Origin of the sequence: Maribacter sp. 4G9, from assembly GCF_002742265.1 — a bacterium.
Taxonomy (GTDB): Bacteria; Bacteroidota; Bacteroidia; order Flavobacteriales; family Flavobacteriaceae; genus Maribacter.
Genome location: NZ_MDGL01000043.1, coordinates 24,287 through 39,524 on the forward strand (window position 1 = coordinate 24,287; position 15,238 = coordinate 39,524).

18 protein-coding genes are annotated in these 15,238 nt (G+C 36.8%); 15 read left to right on the forward strand and 3 right to left on the reverse strand.

Annotated features, from left to right (window positions below; genetic code table 11):
• The first annotated feature begins 1 nt into the window (after position 1).
• The 5 genes from BFP75_RS06260 (at position 2) to BFP75_RS06280 (ending at position 2,781) form a co-directional block, all read left to right on the forward strand.
• On the forward strand, positions 2–556 hold the full coding sequence (locus tag BFP75_RS06260) for a gamma-glutamylcyclotransferase family protein (RefSeq protein ID WP_099544366.1): 555 nt from the start codon (positions 2–4) through the stop codon (positions 554–556).
• 254 nt (positions 557–810) lie between these two features.
• Positions 811–1,044 (forward strand): thioredoxin family protein, encoded by a 234-nt coding sequence (locus tag BFP75_RS06265; RefSeq protein ID WP_099544368.1) that lies wholly within the window; start codon positions 811–813, stop codon positions 1,042–1,044.
• 71 nt (positions 1,045–1,115) lie between these two features.
• Complete coding sequence (locus BFP75_RS06270) at positions 1,116–1,835, forward strand: hypothetical protein (protein ID WP_099544370.1); 720 nt, start codon at positions 1,116–1,118, stop codon at positions 1,833–1,835.
• Positions 1,836–1,840: 5 nt separating this feature from the next.
• On the forward strand, positions 1,841–2,104 hold the full coding sequence (locus tag BFP75_RS06275; protein WP_099544372.1) for a DUF2024 family protein: 264 nt from the start codon (positions 1,841–1,843) through the stop codon (positions 2,102–2,104).
• Between the two features lie 53 nt (positions 2,105–2,157).
• The gene (locus BFP75_RS06280) at positions 2,158–2,781 is read left to right on the forward strand and encodes a MarR family winged helix-turn-helix transcriptional regulator (protein WP_240531715.1); all 624 of its coding nucleotides are present in this window, start codon (positions 2,158–2,160) and stop codon (positions 2,779–2,781) included.
• A 217-nt stretch (positions 2,782–2,998) separates the two neighbouring features.
• On the opposite strand, the gene BFP75_RS06285 is transcribed toward BFP75_RS06280, so the two are convergent.
• Together BFP75_RS06285 and BFP75_RS06290 are read right to left on the reverse strand one after the other, a co-directional pair.
• Complete coding sequence (locus BFP75_RS06285) at positions 2,999–3,361, reverse strand: hypothetical protein (protein ID WP_099544374.1); 363 nt, start codon at positions 3,359–3,361, stop codon at positions 2,999–3,001.
• Between the two features lie 350 nt (positions 3,362–3,711).
• Entirely contained in the window at positions 3,712–4,290 is a 579-nt protein-coding gene (locus BFP75_RS06290; protein WP_099544376.1) for a TetR family transcriptional regulator, read from the reverse strand.
• Between the two features lie 111 nt (positions 4,291–4,401).
• Here BFP75_RS06290 and BFP75_RS06295 point away from each other — a divergent pair, with 111 nt between their 5' ends.
• The 4 genes from BFP75_RS06295 to BFP75_RS06310 all read left to right on the forward strand — a co-directional run bounded on the left by BFP75_RS06295 (position 4,402) and on the right by BFP75_RS06310 (position 8,300).
• Positions 4,402–5,403 (forward strand): aromatic ring-hydroxylating oxygenase subunit alpha, encoded by a 1,002-nt coding sequence (locus tag BFP75_RS06295; RefSeq protein WP_099544378.1) that lies wholly within the window; start codon positions 4,402–4,404, stop codon positions 5,401–5,403.
• A gap of 57 nt (positions 5,404–5,460) precedes the next feature.
• Positions 5,461–6,801: a metal-dependent hydrolase family protein gene (locus BFP75_RS06300; RefSeq protein ID WP_099544380.1), complete on the forward strand. Its 1,341-nt coding sequence runs from the start codon at positions 5,461–5,463 to the stop codon at positions 6,799–6,801.
• A 132-nt stretch (positions 6,802–6,933) separates the two neighbouring features.
• Positions 6,934–7,773 carry a helix-turn-helix domain-containing protein gene (locus BFP75_RS06305; RefSeq protein ID WP_099544382.1) on the forward strand — a complete coding sequence of 280 codons (840 nt, stop codon included), beginning with the start codon at positions 6,934–6,936 and terminating at the stop codon, positions 7,771–7,773.
• A gap of 128 nt (positions 7,774–7,901) precedes the next feature.
• The gene (locus BFP75_RS06310; RefSeq protein ID WP_099544384.1) at positions 7,902–8,300 is read left to right on the forward strand and encodes a GlcG/HbpS family heme-binding protein; all 399 of its coding nucleotides are present in this window, start codon (positions 7,902–7,904) and stop codon (positions 8,298–8,300) included.
• A 91-nt stretch (positions 8,301–8,391) separates the two neighbouring features.
• Here BFP75_RS06310 and BFP75_RS06315 read toward each other — a convergent pair whose 3' ends face one another.
• Positions 8,392–9,333 carry a hypothetical protein gene (locus BFP75_RS06315; protein ID WP_099544386.1) on the reverse strand — a complete coding sequence of 314 codons (942 nt, stop codon included), beginning with the start codon at positions 9,331–9,333 and terminating at the stop codon, positions 8,392–8,394.
• 205 nt (positions 9,334–9,538) lie between these two features.
• Here BFP75_RS06315 and BFP75_RS06320 point away from each other — a divergent pair, with 205 nt between their 5' ends.
• The 6 genes from BFP75_RS06320 (at position 9,539) to BFP75_RS06350 (ending at position 15,174) form a co-directional block, all read left to right on the forward strand.
• Positions 9,539–10,072: a TetR/AcrR family transcriptional regulator gene (locus BFP75_RS06320; RefSeq protein WP_099544388.1), complete on the forward strand. Its 534-nt coding sequence runs from the start codon at positions 9,539–9,541 to the stop codon at positions 10,070–10,072.
• Between the two features lie 70 nt (positions 10,073–10,142).
• Entirely contained in the window at positions 10,143–10,562 is a 420-nt protein-coding gene (locus BFP75_RS06325; protein ID WP_099544390.1) for a hypothetical protein, read from the forward strand.
• A gap of 140 nt (positions 10,563–10,702) precedes the next feature.
• Positions 10,703–11,134 carry a hypothetical protein gene (locus BFP75_RS06330; RefSeq protein WP_099544392.1) on the forward strand — a complete coding sequence of 144 codons (432 nt, stop codon included), beginning with the start codon at positions 10,703–10,705 and terminating at the stop codon, positions 11,132–11,134.
• Positions 11,135–11,406: 272 nt separating this feature from the next.
• A complete protein-coding gene (locus tag BFP75_RS06335; protein WP_099544394.1) occupies positions 11,407–13,731 on the forward strand; it encodes a glycoside hydrolase family 3 protein in 2,325 nt (774 codons plus the stop codon).
• A gap of 136 nt (positions 13,732–13,867) precedes the next feature.
• On the forward strand, positions 13,868–14,095 hold the full coding sequence (locus BFP75_RS06340; protein WP_099544397.1) for a hypothetical protein: 228 nt from the start codon (positions 13,868–13,870) through the stop codon (positions 14,093–14,095).
• A 725-nt stretch (positions 14,096–14,820) separates the two neighbouring features.
• Entirely contained in the window at positions 14,821–15,174 is a 354-nt protein-coding gene (locus tag BFP75_RS06350) for a single-stranded DNA-binding protein (protein WP_099544467.1), read from the forward strand.
• Positions 15,175–15,238: the final 64 nt, after the last annotated feature.

The following is a 15,238-nucleotide window of genomic DNA, read 5'->3' on the forward strand; positions in this document are numbered from 1 at the left end:
CATGAAACCTAACCAACTTTTTCAAACATTAGCAATTGTATTCGTTTTAGCCTTCATTGGGTTTCCATTTAGTTGTTTTGCTCAAGAGTCTAAGGAAGAGGAGAAGATACTTTATTTGGGATATGGATCAAACATGTCAGAAGAATACATGAAAGAGTATGCACCAAGTTTGGATTATGTGATGAACGCACAGCTTCCTAATTACGAGATTCAGTTCAGGAAGTATTCAACGAACATGAAAGGTGGAATCAGTAGTATTATCGAAAAGCCGGGCGGAATGGTTTATGCGGTTTTATATTGGATTTCAAAAAAAGAAATGGAAGCTTTAGATATCTTAGAAGATGTACCACTAGGGATTTATAAAAGAGAGACTTTTCAAGTACTTGGCGATGATGGAAAATGGTATGCCGCAGATCTATACAGAGTTGCCAACCCAAAAGGCCCTTATACCCCTTCAAAACAATATTTAGATATTATGATTGCCGGTGCAACTGAACATAATATTAATAAAGATTGGATTACCCGGTTGAAAAAAGCCCGCGCGGAATTGGATTAAATAAGCCTTCCCATACACATTTTTAGGTTTTCGTTCTGTTTTAATGGAATCAAGTAGAAACTATCCTCGCTTAAAAAAAGATTCCTTTACGAAGGGAATATACCTTGGACTACGCTCTAAAATCCAATAATTCAAACAACTTCTTTAAATATGGAGATGTGTTAAACTAAAAATAAACCTTCTGAAATTTGTTTAGTTAGGATTCCTTACTATATTTGCAATGCACTATTGCATAAACTTAAAAACAAAGTCAAATGAGTAAATCAATTTTTTATCACGCGGGATGCCCTGTATGTGTAAGCGCAGAACATGACATCGTTAACCTAGTCGGATCCGAGAATGTTGAAATAGTCAATATTGGAGAAGACAAATCTAGAATTAACGAGGCTGAAAAGGCCGGCGTTAAATCTGTCCCTGCTTTGGTCACACCTCAAGGCAATGCACTTCATATCAATTTTGGAGCCTCGATGGCTGATGTAAAAGGCTAATTTATTTAACTCATAAAGTTAGGATTCCTAATTTTATTTAGTGATTCTGACTTTATAAAATAAGAACAAAAATGAAATCAATCGTATTATTATCAGCTTTGATGCTTTTCGGCATAACAATAAATTGCTCTGCCCAGGAAAGCGAATATAAAAATGAAGACTTTACTATTAAGGAAGTTAGTGTTACGCATAACGCCGATTTGGGTGTAACACTATGGCAAATACAAGTAAACGGTACAGCAGGAAAAACCACGCCTACAAAAGTGGGGCAATTAGATGGCGCACCGGTTTTAGGGTATGTTTTTCCAACAAGTTTAAAGTCCACCGATGTCGGCTTTAATCAAACCGAAGGTATTGTAGCCCTTGCCCTGACTTCGCATCCCGATTTTGATGACACTCCCCTATGGGACGAGAATAATGACAAAATCTATGACAATGATGGCGTGATATGGCATCCGCATTGGGTCATCTTACATGAGGATAAAAGGGTTGCGGGCGGCCTTTCGGTCAAACAGTTTAAAAAAGCAGATGAGACCGTCGTGCTTCCACCAACAAATCCCGGAATGCCTATGTATATGGATTCCCCTGGGTACCCGGTAACTACTAAAAGTAGTACAATAAAAGTGGTCGTACCCGATTATCGTATGAACAATAGAACCGATTTCAGTTACGATGGCGTGACCGCATTTATGAAAGTGAATACCAGTAAAGAGGATTTGCCCATGTTGGGGGTTTATGAGGTTTTTAGTGTTGCTAGCGGAGACCTATCTTTACCTTATAAAGTAAAATAAAGAAAATGAAAATTTCAGTTTGGGATACCTATGTACAAAGAGAAGACGGGCGCAGAATGCACTTTGATATCTTAGTGCCAGATCATCAAAAAGATGAAAAAATCGTATTCGGCTTTGGTATGGAATACCTCAAATCAAAATCAGTAGAAATTTCAGAGTTGACCACCGAAGAATGTCGTTTCTGCCATATTGAGCAGGCAACGGATGAAATAGCTGAACACATTGCCAAAAAAGGCTATGATATTCTAGAAATGGAAAACTGCGATTAAATTAATTAGGATTACTAACTTTGCCTGTCGGACAAATTCTGGCAGGTTTTTTTATGATAGACAAAAGCGTTTTCAATCCAACCCAGCAGCAAAAGGACATTTCCAGTAAAATAGTGGCCGGACTTGAGCGGATTTCAGAAGTATTCAAAGTATTACTTTGGGAGAAGGCCAAGACCGTAGGGCTGAGCCCTATCCAGATTCAGATACTTATTTTCATTGCTTTTCACAAGCAAGAATTATGCAATGTCAGTCATTTGGCCAAAGAGTTTAACGTCACCAAACCAACGGTAAGCGATGCCATTAAAGTTTTGGATAGGAAGGGAATAATAGTCAAAGATTTTTCATCTACTGATAGTCGAAGTTACTCCATACAATTATCCCTTTCTGGCAAAAAAATGGTAGCTGAAACCCATGACTTTGCCAACCCTTTAAAATCTCAAATCGACGATTTTGAACAGAAGGAGTTGGAGGGTCTATTCAGAACGGTTAGTGAATTGATTTATAAGCTGAACCGCCATGGAATTCTAACGGTGCAAAGAACCTGTTTCGGATGCAAATTCTATCAAAAGAATAATAAAGTAGATTACTGCAACCTTCTGGACAAAGAATTATTGAATCAAGATATCCGATTGGACTGTCCTGAATACCAGGAGAAAAATAGTGCTAGCATTTCATAAATTTGGTTGAATTATTAGTGAACTAAAAATAAATGGTTCCTTTTACCTGCCAAGAAATTTTATTTCTACTGTACGAGAAGAGGTGAGTACAATAAAAAAGGAACTTACATTGTTTGGAAATATTTATAGTGCCCAAGCGTATTCATAGAAGGTCATTAGTTTTGGTTATCAAGCTATTGTATTAGATGAGTTTCATGAACCGGCCAAGCAAGAAAAATTAAAGTACCTCTAATTCGCCCGACTCCAAGGCTTCTTTAAAATCTACCGACACTACGGGGTGACTTCTAAAGAAACGGTTACCATCCGTACGCTTGATCTTTACTTGTCTTGTACCATCTTTTTTTTCCTTTATCGATGTTACTACCACTTTTGCTCCCTCCACTCTTTTATAATTGGCGATACCGCCCCTTTTGATAATGAAGTTTGCTCTAGGGAAATTGATGTGTTTGTATGTATTTGTCTCCGGTTTACCGATTTCAAAAACATCTCCGACTTGAACATCGGCTGCCGTTTGGTCTACCGTAGTTTGCGCGTTTAACATACTTACTGAAAATAATAGTGCAATTGCATATTTAATCATAACAATATATTTACGGTTTATATATATTTATAGTGGCATTGATTGCCAAGCTTAACTTACTTGTTTGTGCTACTACCTTTCTGTTCGAATTATTATCTCGTTATTGTATTTTGTTAGCTTTCAGTATCTATGGCAATTACATTTAATATCATTTGTGTTCGTGACATAAAAAGCAAATGGCATGTTCTTAAAACATAGTTCACAATTATCTAAGTAACCTCATAAAGACACGTCAGTTCTTTTACGCGCTCTTTTAGTTTTGCTTCGGCTGTTGTCATAAAGTAAATTCTTCAACTTTCTAATTATACAAAGGTCATTACTATTTATTGAATTGGGTATATGAATGTCTTTTATGTTTTTACAATCCCTGCTAGAATAAAATCAGTCAACTCTTGTTCTATAATTTCAGCGTTGATTTTTGACTGGGGATTAATATAACTAAGATATACCCAACGTAGGCTAGACATGACCGTATGTGTGGTAATTTCTATATCCACTTTCCTAAACTCATCCTTTGTGATTCCTTCTTTAATAATTGTTTTCACTTTATTTTCATAGTCTTCTCGGCGATTTAAGAACACCTGAAGCCTTGGCTCTTTTAAATTACGCCATTCATTGGCAAGCAGCGCTTGCTCAAAAGGTCTTTTGGCCGTGATTTGAATGTAGGAGGAAATAACTAATCTTAATTTTTCTTTTGGAGTATGGGTTGAGCCTAAAACTAAATCAATTGAATCGTGAAATTCATCTTGAATGCTGAAGAGATAGGTTTCCAATAAAGACTGCTTAGAATCTATATAGTTGTAAACATTGGCAACATCGAAGTTGAGCTGCTGTGCGATGTCGCGTATAGTTGTTGCTTTAAACCCTTTTTTATGAATCAGTTCAAGCGCTACGTTTAAAAAACGTTCTCTTTTTGCACTTTTCTTCATTTTGATAAATATAATGTTAGTAGGATTAGCGAAAAGTAATGAAAAATTTGGTTTGTATCTACAAATGAATATATTTACATCAACAATTGTTGATGTAAAATAATAATACTTATGACCAATACTAAGATTGAATTTCCAGAAAAACTAATGGCATGCTGGCACCCAGTTGGATATAGTCATGAAATCAAAGCAGATTCCCCATTTGGCACTTTTCTTTTGGACGAACCGGTAGTGGTGTGGCGAACATCTGATGGCGAAGTACATGCGATGCGTGATGTTTGCATTCATAGAGGAACTGCTTTGTCTTTAGGGTGGATAAAAGACGATTGCTTGGTTTGTCCCTATCACGCTTGGCAATTCGATAAAAAAGGAGCCTGCGTAAAGATTCCGCAAGATCCGGAAGCAGAAATTCCTAGTAAAGCAAAAACTCCGAGTTATCAGTGTCAAGAAAAATTTGGATTAGTATGGGTTGCCTTAAAAGAGCCTGTTTACGACCTTCCTGATATTCCGGAGTACGAAAATAATGATTGGAAATTGGTCAACACGGGGCCATTTGATTGGAAAAGCGATAGTTCAAGACAAGTAGAAAATTTTACAGATTTTGGTCACTTTCCTTGGGTGCACCCAGGACTATTAGGTGACCCCGAAAGGCCTAAAGTGCCAGAATGCAAAGTGACTGTTAAAGATTCTGTTTTACATTATTCTGTTGTACGACCCGAAGCAACCAATAGCGATGACTTTCCCATTTTTGCCAATGACGACGTGGTGAAACCTGAACGACGAAGTGTCTATGAATTGCACTTACCATACAGCATTGTTCTTCGTTTGGGATGGGGTGGAGAGAAAGGCATGGTTTACTTCTTTACCTCACAGCCTATCTCGCATAATAAATGTCGTGGTTTTTGTATCATAGGCCGTAATTATGACCATGACGAGCCAGATACTATTTTGCAGGATTTTGAACAAGTGATCTTCGACCAAGATAAACGCATTGTTGAATCGCAACGACCAGAACAAGTACCTTTTGATTTTACCGAAGAACTTCATTTGAAATTTGACGCTGTGGCCATGAATTATCGCCGCGCTATGAAAAAACAAAAATTGAGTTATTAATAGAAAAGACTACCTATATTACTTAGATTCCATAATATTAATTATAACAATAGCTTTATGAGAACCACATGTTTAACACTCCTTTTTTTCGTTATAGGTATCGCTGTCTATTCGCAGCATAACATCCTAATCAAAAATGTCAATGTTTGGGATGGAACTAGTGACAAGCTTGATAAAAACCTAAGCGTTCTTATTAAAGACAACCTAATTATAAAAGTTGGAAAAAGCATTTCAGAACCTAATGGTGCTACTGTCATTGATGGTGCTGGCAAAACACTAATACCTGGTCTTTCAGATGCGCATGTTCATTTATCTGCCACTATGGGTAATGGAGAAACCAGAAATGAGGCCCATTGGATGTATACTTCTATTAGAACGGCAAAGGCAGCTGAGAATTTTTTAATGTTGGGGTTTACAACGGTACGTGATTTAGGGGGTCCTGTTTTTGGAATTAAAAGGGCTATAGATGAAGGTTTAACGATAGGGCCACGTATTTATCCTTCAGGGGCCTACATCAGCCAAACATCTGGCCATGGTGATATGCGCAGCGCCAATGAACCCAGTGTTCAATTATCTGGCGGACAAATGACTACTTCGGATGCGGCACTAGGCTGGGCTTTTGTTGTAGATGGTGTCCCTGAAGTATTAAAAGCAGCGCGTGAAAATTTAAGAAAAGGAGCCACCCAACTGAAAGTGATGGCAGGCGGTGGTATTGCATCTGATTTTGACCCGATTCATTCCGTGCAGTTCACGACTGAAGAACTCGAGGCTGCCGTTCAAGCAGCGGCCGATTGGGATACTTATGTCGCCGTTCATATTTATGAACCGAAAGGAGCTATTCGTGCCCTGAATGCAGGTGTAAAATGTTTGGATCATGGTCATCTTCTTGATGAGGAAACTGTGAAATTAATAAAAGAAAAAGATGCATGGTTGGTCCCTCAAGCTTTCTGGACAGAAACCCCTGCAAGTTTCTGGGTACCTGGAGAAGATACCATTCCCGAAGCTTTGAACAAAAAAATAAAGCCAGTATTGGAAGGAACAGATACTGTTTTCAAACTCGCAAAAAAGTACGGGATTAATGTAGGTTTTGGTTCTGATGCCTATGGAGACTTAGGTTACGAATCTTATGCCCTGACTGAATTTACAACCCGTGCTAAATGGTATTCCCCTTTGGAAATTTTAAAACAGGCAACTTCAGGAAACGCTCGTTTGTTCTCCCTTTCCGGCAAAATCAATCCGTATACTGAAGGGAAATTAGGTGTTATCAAGGTAGGTGCATATGCAGATTTACTTATTTATGATGGTAATCCTTTGGATGATATTGAGGTTGTAGCGCATCCTGAAAAAACCTTGAAACTGATAATGAAAGACGGAAAGATTTATAAGAATGAATTGTAAAATACAAAGGCCTTAATGTTCTGAAAACCTAAATAGGTGGAAAGAAGGTTTTGAAACAAACATAAACGATTGATAGAACTGGTTGAAAACTATTTTTATCTTGGCCTAACACGAATGAAATAATAAGTCTAGATGCCAACAGAAAACATACCTGAAATCTACATCAAGGACGCTAAAAAAAATCCTGATTTATTCGTGTATGATTTTAAAATGACCAACGACGTTGTAAAAAGCAAGGTTAATTTAGGGATGAATATGTTTAGCTTTTTACAAGTTGGTAAAAAGCATGTTCATTTTGCGGGAACAGCCGTTGCGGTAAACAAAGACCAATCGTTATTACTTAAAAAAGGCAATTGGCTTTGGACAGAATTATTGGACCTTGAAGCAAGCTATTATTGCAAACTCCTCTTTTTTTCAGATAGAAAACTTAAAGAGTTTTTGGAAAAACATATCGATACCAAAGAAACAATAAAAGATGAAGCTCCTTATTTTATTATAAGAAATGATGGCTACATCTCATCCTATTTAAATTCACTTTCTACGATAAGCGATGCTCCCACTATTTTTATGGAAAACCTTCTTTCTGTAAAATTTGAGGAATTATTGCTTTATCTGACTCAGAAATACGGAAGAAAATTTGAACGCTACTTGAATTCATTGATAATTAATGAAAGTTCACCATTTAAAAAAATGGTTGAAAGTAAAATATATTCTAACTTAAAATTGGAAGAAATTGCATTTTTATGCAATATGAGCTTATCTACTTTTAAACGCCATTTTATCACCGAATATAAAATGTCTCCAGGAAAATGGCTGCAAGACAAGCGTTTAAATAAGGCAAAAGAAATTCTGGAACAAGACAACTTAAAACCGTCAGACATCTATTTAGAGTTTGGCTACAACAACCTTTCTAACTTTAGCATAGCTTTTAAAAATAAATTTGGATTTAGCCCAAGTGAAACATGTTCTTGATTTTTAAACGTAATCATCAATTCTTAAATTGACCTTTTTTCATAAGTTATTGAACTGTTTTAGTAACTCGACACATTCCCTCTCATAGTATTTTTGCATCATAATAATAACAATACTAAAAGAGAATTATGAATATTACATTAGCACAAGCGGAAAAAGCAATTGCCGCAGCAAAACAAAAATCTACAGCAATTGACACTAAAATGAACATTGCAATTGTAGATGCAGGAGCAAATTTAGTAGCATTCAGTCGCATGGACGGTGCGTGGTTAGGTTCACTTGACATCGCTATTAAAAAAGCAAAGACTGCTCGTTATTTTGACATGAACACAGGAGTTATTGGAGAATTGTCGCAACCGGGACAGCCTTTATTTAATATTGAACACTCCAATGATGGTTTGATTACTTTTCCAGGAGGAGTTCCAATTAAAAACGCTTCCGGCGAAATTATCGGAGCTATTGGAGTAAGCGGAAGTTCAGTAGAAAATGACCATACTGTAGCGGAGGCAGGTGCAAACGAAATCTAAGGAATATACTAATCAAGTATTAGGAGGGTAATTAGTAATAATTGCCCTCTTTTTTCTTCTAATAATAACGTTCTATTTATTTCGTGCAGCTTTATAAAGAAGTTCGATATCGCATCATAATTTTGTGCGAATCAGAGGTTTTTCTATGATAATACATGATGTTTTTGTCTGCTGTAAGCGTAGGAGCTTCTATTAAATCTGAAATAGTTTCGGAAAACAAAACTTTTGGAATTGAAAATTCAGAAGTAGAATTTTCTCTGACCGCCACACATATTTCAAAAACGGTACCTGTGGTAATTTGCCCTTTTAAATATCTTGTAAAATATAGTTCCTGATTATCATTGCTTATACAAGGCGCATAATAGATGTAATTTACATTATTGATATGCTGTAAAATTGATTCTGAATTAGGCAGCGTACTGAACATAGCATCATTGTTTTTTTTGGCAACTCCTAATAGTGTTTCGCAAGGACCCTGACAATTTTCATCATCAAACCTTGCATTGTTGAAGTATAAAAACTCTCCATCCATACTGATTCCATGATCCATAACAAGCCAACCGGGAATATTCATATTAAAATCACCTTGAACTCTTTCAATATCACTGACATTTCCACCACTAAAATTTCCGCGAAAGAGATTGTTTAATTCCGATGGATAATTCCTTGTTGATGTCCAGTAAAAATTCCCATTTGAGTCCATGTCCGCAACCGCGTCTAAATGCGGTGCTGAAGTTTGATTTGTTCCTATTAATTCTCCTACGTAATTAAAAGTGGAGTCATTGACTTTATCCGCATAATAGAGTTTTGTATGTACACCATCATTTATATTATTGAAGAACAGATAGTTTCCATCAAAAGATATAAATGGCTCCATTGCATCAAATGATAAATCATTTATGGTCACCTCTATTTCTGAACCAAAAGATGGGTATTCTATAGTTTCGGTTATAGCATCATCTTCATCATTCGATGAGCAGGAAATGATTAGTATTGATAGGATCATGATTTTTAAGAAGGCAGTTAGTCTCATCGTAGGTTTTTAATTATCGAAAACTGAGGAATATAAAAATGGAAATCTAATACCACAGATCGCGATAGTTATAGATTAATAACGATTTGCAGGTGTTTTTGGTATAGAAGCCCCTTCGATGTTGCAGAAAACGCTAATTTTATAAGCGCATATGATTTAGAGCTATATACAATTGTTGGTGTGGATTTAAAAAACAGTATAGATAATGATTAAACCGAAAGAACTTTGGATAAAGGAAGGTTATGAAATCTATGCTCTAAATGGGTTTGAATCTCTAAAAATTGAGCGGCTTGCTAAAGTTGTTGGAATTAGTAAATCTTCATTTTATCACCATTTTGCAGACCTTGAATACTTTTTTGAAGTTCTAATCAATCATCATTGTCAAAAATGTTCAATCCTTTCGCGAAAAGAAAAAAACTGTGAATCAATATTTCCTGAATTAATTGACACACTTGTAGAACACAAAATAGACCTTCTATTTCACCGACAATTGAGAATAAATAGAAACAATAAAGTCATAGAAGCCGCACTCTTAAAATCAAACCGAATATTGGGTAATTATGCCGTAATGTTATGGGCCAAAGAAATAAATCTCAAATTGACTACAAATCAGCTTAATGGATTGTTTGAAATAGTAACTGATGATTTCTATATGCGAATCAATAAAGATAATTTAGAATACCAATATATTTCGAACTACTTTGAAAATTTGAGCCAAATAACAAAGCAGTTTGTTTGAATTGTACGTTACCGACTAAAATATTTACTTAATCATTGACACCTTTGCGCAAACAAATCAATGATTAATTATGACGCATAAAACGCACAAATTTTGGCTAAAAGTAACAGCAATTTCTATTATTACTTATGCTGTATTATTCTTTCTAGGAACAGTACACCAAACGGACAAAGCAATTGAAGTAGTCCTTGATATTTCAAGTTGGCCAATTGACGAACTTCAAAATTATGATGCAAAATCAACAGTCTTTTTATCTGCATTACTTGGAGGGATTTTATTTGGTTGGGGAATCTTAATATGGTTCTTGTCATCAAAAATTTATGATATTGCACCAGAACAGACGCGCAAAATTGTTTTAATAAGTTTAGTATGTTGGTTTGTTATTGATGGTTTAGGCTCAATTTTTTCGGGTAATTCTAATAATGTAATAGCTAATATTTTCTTGATTTTGGTATTAGTCGGGCCACTTTGGACACCAGTTAAGGAATAAAAAACATCTTTGAAAATTTAAATGAAGTATAGTTATTATAGGCATTCAAAGGACTTAATGTATATTTGTTAAGTCCGCCAAGTTAGCGTCTTTTTAATCGCTAGGTTTCATAAGCGTGACCGTTAGCAACAAACTGAAAAATGAAAATAAAATCAACATTAATCGTAATATTTACAATTTGCTTAGTTCAAATATCTTGGGGTCAGGATAAACTGAAAATTGCAAAGTCTGAAAATTCTCAACTGATCAAGATTTTAAATAATTCTGAATTAATTGGAGAAAACGGAGAGAATAATTTACGTGTCAGAATTTATAAAATTGATAACGGAAGTGGAAGTGCAGGAATCTCAGAAGGGCACAAAGCTTCTCATAATTTATTAATCGCAGTTTCTGAGTACGATGAGCAACCACTCCAGAATCTTTTTGAAATTGGGCCTTTTTATAATCCAAAGTTTAAAAAATGGACTGGAATCAAGGAGGCAAAAAAAGAATTTGAAATACAATACGGAGCGGAGAGTAAAAGAGAATCCATAAAGTTGAACGTGAACATCAATGAACTGAAAATGGAATAAAAACCTGTCAGCAACACTATTTATGACCAACAAAGCGGTTCTTGCTTAAGAAGAGGTTTATGGCCTATTTGTGAAGTCATCAAATTATTCAGTTTACAACCGTTATTTTATTCTTTGGAAACGGAGTCTTTCGATAGGAAATTAGAATAAAACACGAAAAGATTTAGCTAGAGGCTTATTCGAAGAAACTTACTTATTTTCTGCACAACTTGCCATATATTTATCTACGTAAATTATTTACCTTAACAAACATAGTGACCAAACATTAAATAATGAGAATAATAAATCGTTTACTTATAGTTCTTCTTCTCATAAACGTTTCCTGTGGTCAAAATTGGGAAGAGAAAGCATCCGGCAATTTGCTCACAATAACCAATAAAGGTGGTTCAACGCTTCAATACCACAAAGAGTCTGGTATTACCCTTCTCGAAGTTGATCGATTTGCTTTCAAAGATTTGAATAAAAATGGCATATTCGATCCGTATGAAGACTGGCGCTTATCTGCTCACGATAGGGCGGTTGATTTGGCTTCAAAAATGACTATTGACCAAATCGCAGGATTGATGCTATATAGCCAACATCAGGCTATTCCAGCAAGTTCACAAGGATATTTTGCAGGTACGTATGGTAAAAAATCATTTGACGAAAGTGGAGCAAGCCCTTCAGATCTCACAGATCAACAAAGGTTGTTTTTAGTTGACAACAATCTTAGACATGTGCTGATGACGCGGTTTCAGAGCCCTGAAATTGCAGCAGAATGGAACAATAAAGCCCAGGCTTTGGTCGAGGGAATTGGCTTAGGTATTCCAGTAAATACAAGCTCGGATCCTAGACACAGATCCAAAGCCGATGCTGAATTCAACGCAGGTGCCGGAGGTGATATCTCTATGTGGCCTACAACGCTTGGACTAGCTGCAACATTTGATGTTGATCTAGTAGAAAATTTTGGAGAAATTGCTTCTAAAGAATATCGCGCGTTAGGGATTACTACAGCATTATCCCCGCAGATTGATCTTTCTACCGATCCGCGCTGGATGCGGTTTAATGGCACTTTTGGTGAAAACCCAAAACTAGCGACGGATATGGCACGCGCCTACATTGATGGTTTTCAGAATTCAACCGGAGATAACGAGATTGCTGATGGCTGGGGATTTGAAAGTGTGAATACGATGGTCAAACATTGGCCTGGTGGTGGAACGGGAGAGGCAGGAAGGGATGCCCATTTCGGCATAGGAAAATATGCAGTATATCCTGGTAATTACTTTGAGAAACACCTAATGCCGTTTATAGAGGGGGCGTTTAAACTTAATGGAAAAACGAAAATGGCTTCCGCAGTAATGCCATATTACACTATCGCTTTTAATCAGGACACTAAAAACAACGAGAACGTCGGTAATGGTTATAACTCCTATATTATCAAAGATCTGTTACGAAACAAATACAACTATGATGGAGTTCTTTGCACCGATTGGCTCATTACGGGAGATGAAACGGCACTCGATTCGTTCTTTAGCGGAAAACCATGGGGTGTTGAGCATTTGTCTGTAGCGGAAAGGCATTATAAGGTCTTAACAGCTGGTGTGGATCAGTTTGGAGGAAATAATGATTCTGGCCCTGTAATAGAAGCCTATAACATGGGTGTTCAAGAAATGGGAGAAGAGGCCATGCGGTCTCGTTTTGAAGTGTCGGCTGTGAGGTTGCTCAAAAATATTATTCGACCTGGGTTGTTTGAAAATCCGTATCTCGATACTTCAGAAACGGCTACTATTGTTGGTAATCCTGAATTTATGGCTGCCGGATATGAGGCGCAGCTAAAATCAGTTGTAATGCTGAAGAATAAAGAAAACGTTCTTCCACTTCCTGAAAAATCAACTGTTTACATACCGAAGCGTTTTACACCCGCAGGAAGAAGTTTATTGGGAGCTCCTATTACTGAAAAATTGGATTATCCCGTGAAACTGGAAATTGTAAAAAAGTATTTCAATATTTCAGAATCTCCTGAAGAAGCTGACTTTGCCCTTGTTTTTATAGACAATCCGAAACCCGGAAACGGTTATGATAAGTCAGATGTAGCTTCAAATGGTACGGGTTATGTACCCATTAGTCTACAGTATAGCGATTACACGGCTGTAGACGCCAGAGAAACAAGTATTGCCGGAGGGGATCCTTTGGAGGATTTTACCAATCGGTCTTACAAAAACAAATCGATAAAAACAGAAAATATCCACGACCTGAATCTGGTTAATGAAACTTCTTCGGTCATGGGTGGCAAACCAGTTATCGTTTGTGTCAATACGAATAATCCAATGATATTTTCAGAGATTGAAACCAAAGTAGATGGAATACTAGTGCATTTCGGTATTCAAGATCAAGCCCTATTGGATATTATCTCTGGCAAAAGCGAACCCAATGGTCTTTTACCATTTCAGATGCCTGCCAATATGAAAACTGTCGAACTTCAAAAGGAAGATGTTCCGCAGGACATGGAATGCCATACCGATACTGAAGGCAATACTTACGATTTCGCCTATGGGATGAATTGGAAGGGCGTAATCGATGATGAGAGAACAAAGGAGTACAAAAGTCAAAATCGGTAAAACGATATACAAAATCTATAAGCTACCTTAGTTTTCTTTCTTGTCGATTAGGTATTTTAAGGACTATGAATCATCGCAAGAAGTGAAATTTATTTTTAGGGTAGGATATTAACATCAAATAAGTCTCAAAGTAACTATGGATATTTTAAAAGAAGCAGAAGAATTCGAAAAGGCCAAAATGAGTAATATGACCACGAGCGATAGGGTGACGGCCTCTAGGGAGGCAAAGCGGCTTATTTTGGCAATAAATGAAATTTATAAGGAGACAAAGGATACAGACCTAATGGATTTAATGAAGCGCCTAACCGCTAAGAAAAAGAAAATCGAAGTCCGCTTAAAGGGTAGACCGGATTCAGGTATCTAATGCACAAAGCTTATTTACGATTATATATTTTTAATTGCTTCTTGTTTAGTGAAGTAGATTGTTGAATATCGATTGCTGTATTATAGCAACACGAATGTAAACTTCAGATTAGAAACGGCTACATAATCGATTCAGCACCTTCCCTTGCATTTCGTAAAAACTCCATTTCAGGAAAGAAGCTTTATCTGCACAAGTCTTGAACAAGATGCCAAAACTTTAGATTTCCACTTCGCCTCTCCAGCCAGAAATGACAAAAGCGCTGTGTTCCCAATATAAAGTTTTGGCATCACGTTCGCTTCATGGGAAAATTATATTTCGTTTCTATTCCGCTTCCAGTTGGGTCTGTACTCACAGATATGGGTTTTTGATTTCCATACCGTCCCGCCCCGACTTCCCTTTTTTTTAGATAGCAAAAAACAACATCCGTTCTTGGACGACGGCATAAACCAGGACCCCGCTTATTGCGGGGTTCTCTTTTTTATACGCCTTACCAAGCCCGGATATTGTAACGAGTACAGCATCAAAAAAAAGGGAATCGCGACGGCACTATGGGAAGTAAATCAAAAACAGAAATCATGAAAACGTACAGAATCAACAAAAAGGAAGCGGAACAAAAGTTAAAAACAAAAAAAGGGGAAAGCGCTCTAGATATAATAAGTAAATCATTCAAAAATCACTCGAAGGGTTCGGGTGATTCAAATAGTAATCCTTTAAATTTTTCAATTATGAGTAATCTAAAAAACAAAGTACAGTTAATCGGCAATGTGGGAAACGACCCCGAAATGACCGTTTTGGAAAGCGGTAAAAAAGTAATCCGTTTTTCATTGGCAACTAATGAAAATTACAAGAACGCCAAAGGCGAAAAAGTACAAACTACGGACTGGCATAATTTGGTGGCTTGGAATAAGACGGCCGAGATTATCGAGAAGTATGCAAGCAAGGGCAAGGAAATTGCCATCGAGGGAAAATTGACCTCTCGAAGCTATGAGACCAAAGAAGGCGAAAAACGTTACATCACCGAAGTAATCGTTAGTGAGGTTTTGTTATTGGGTGCCAAGAACGCAAACAAGGCAGCCTAATGAATTGACTATTTGAAATTAAAGAGGGCATCTCTCGGAAAAGTTCTGCCCTCTTTTTCATTAC

What these genes read in the sequence shown, in the direction of transcription:
- BFP75_RS06260 (WP_099544366.1), top strand. Translation starts at nt 2, where the DNA reads ATGAAACCTAACCAACTTTTTCAAACATTAGCAATTGTATTCGTTTTA.
- BFP75_RS06265 (WP_099544368.1), top strand. Translation starts at nt 811, where the DNA reads ATGAGTAAATCAATTTTTTATCACGCGGGATGCCCTGTATGTGTAAGC.
- BFP75_RS06270 (WP_099544370.1), top strand. Translation starts at nt 1,116, where the DNA reads ATGAAATCAATCGTATTATTATCAGCTTTGATGCTTTTCGGCATAACA.
- BFP75_RS06275 (WP_099544372.1), top strand. Translation starts at nt 1,841, where the DNA reads ATGAAAATTTCAGTTTGGGATACCTATGTACAAAGAGAAGACGGGCGC.
- BFP75_RS06280 (WP_240531715.1), top strand. Translation starts at nt 2,158, where the DNA reads ATGATAGACAAAAGCGTTTTCAATCCAACCCAGCAGCAAAAGGACATT.
- BFP75_RS06285 (WP_099544374.1), bottom strand. Translation starts at nt 3,361, where the DNA reads ATGATTAAATATGCAATTGCACTATTATTTTCAGTAAGTATGTTAAAC.
- BFP75_RS06290 (WP_099544376.1), bottom strand. Translation starts at nt 4,290, where the DNA reads ATGAAGAAAAGTGCAAAAAGAGAACGTTTTTTAAACGTAGCGCTTGAA.
- BFP75_RS06295 (WP_099544378.1), top strand. Translation starts at nt 4,402, where the DNA reads ATGACCAATACTAAGATTGAATTTCCAGAAAAACTAATGGCATGCTGG.
- BFP75_RS06300 (WP_099544380.1), top strand. Translation starts at nt 5,461, where the DNA reads ATGAGAACCACATGTTTAACACTCCTTTTTTTCGTTATAGGTATCGCT.
- BFP75_RS06305 (WP_099544382.1), top strand. Translation starts at nt 6,934, where the DNA reads ATGCCAACAGAAAACATACCTGAAATCTACATCAAGGACGCTAAAAAA.
- BFP75_RS06310 (WP_099544384.1), top strand. Translation starts at nt 7,902, where the DNA reads ATGAATATTACATTAGCACAAGCGGAAAAAGCAATTGCCGCAGCAAAA.
- BFP75_RS06315 (WP_099544386.1), bottom strand. Translation starts at nt 9,333, where the DNA reads ATGAGACTAACTGCCTTCTTAAAAATCATGATCCTATCAATACTAATC.
- BFP75_RS06320 (WP_099544388.1), top strand. Translation starts at nt 9,539, where the DNA reads ATGATTAAACCGAAAGAACTTTGGATAAAGGAAGGTTATGAAATCTAT.
- BFP75_RS06325 (WP_099544390.1), top strand. Translation starts at nt 10,143, where the DNA reads ATGACGCATAAAACGCACAAATTTTGGCTAAAAGTAACAGCAATTTCT.
- BFP75_RS06330 (WP_099544392.1), top strand. Translation starts at nt 10,703, where the DNA reads ATGAAAATAAAATCAACATTAATCGTAATATTTACAATTTGCTTAGTT.
- BFP75_RS06335 (WP_099544394.1), top strand. Translation starts at nt 11,407, where the DNA reads ATGAGAATAATAAATCGTTTACTTATAGTTCTTCTTCTCATAAACGTT.
- BFP75_RS06340 (WP_099544397.1), top strand. Translation starts at nt 13,868, where the DNA reads ATGGATATTTTAAAAGAAGCAGAAGAATTCGAAAAGGCCAAAATGAGT.
- BFP75_RS06350 (WP_099544467.1), top strand. Translation starts at nt 14,821, where the DNA reads ATGAGTAATCTAAAAAACAAAGTACAGTTAATCGGCAATGTGGGAAAC.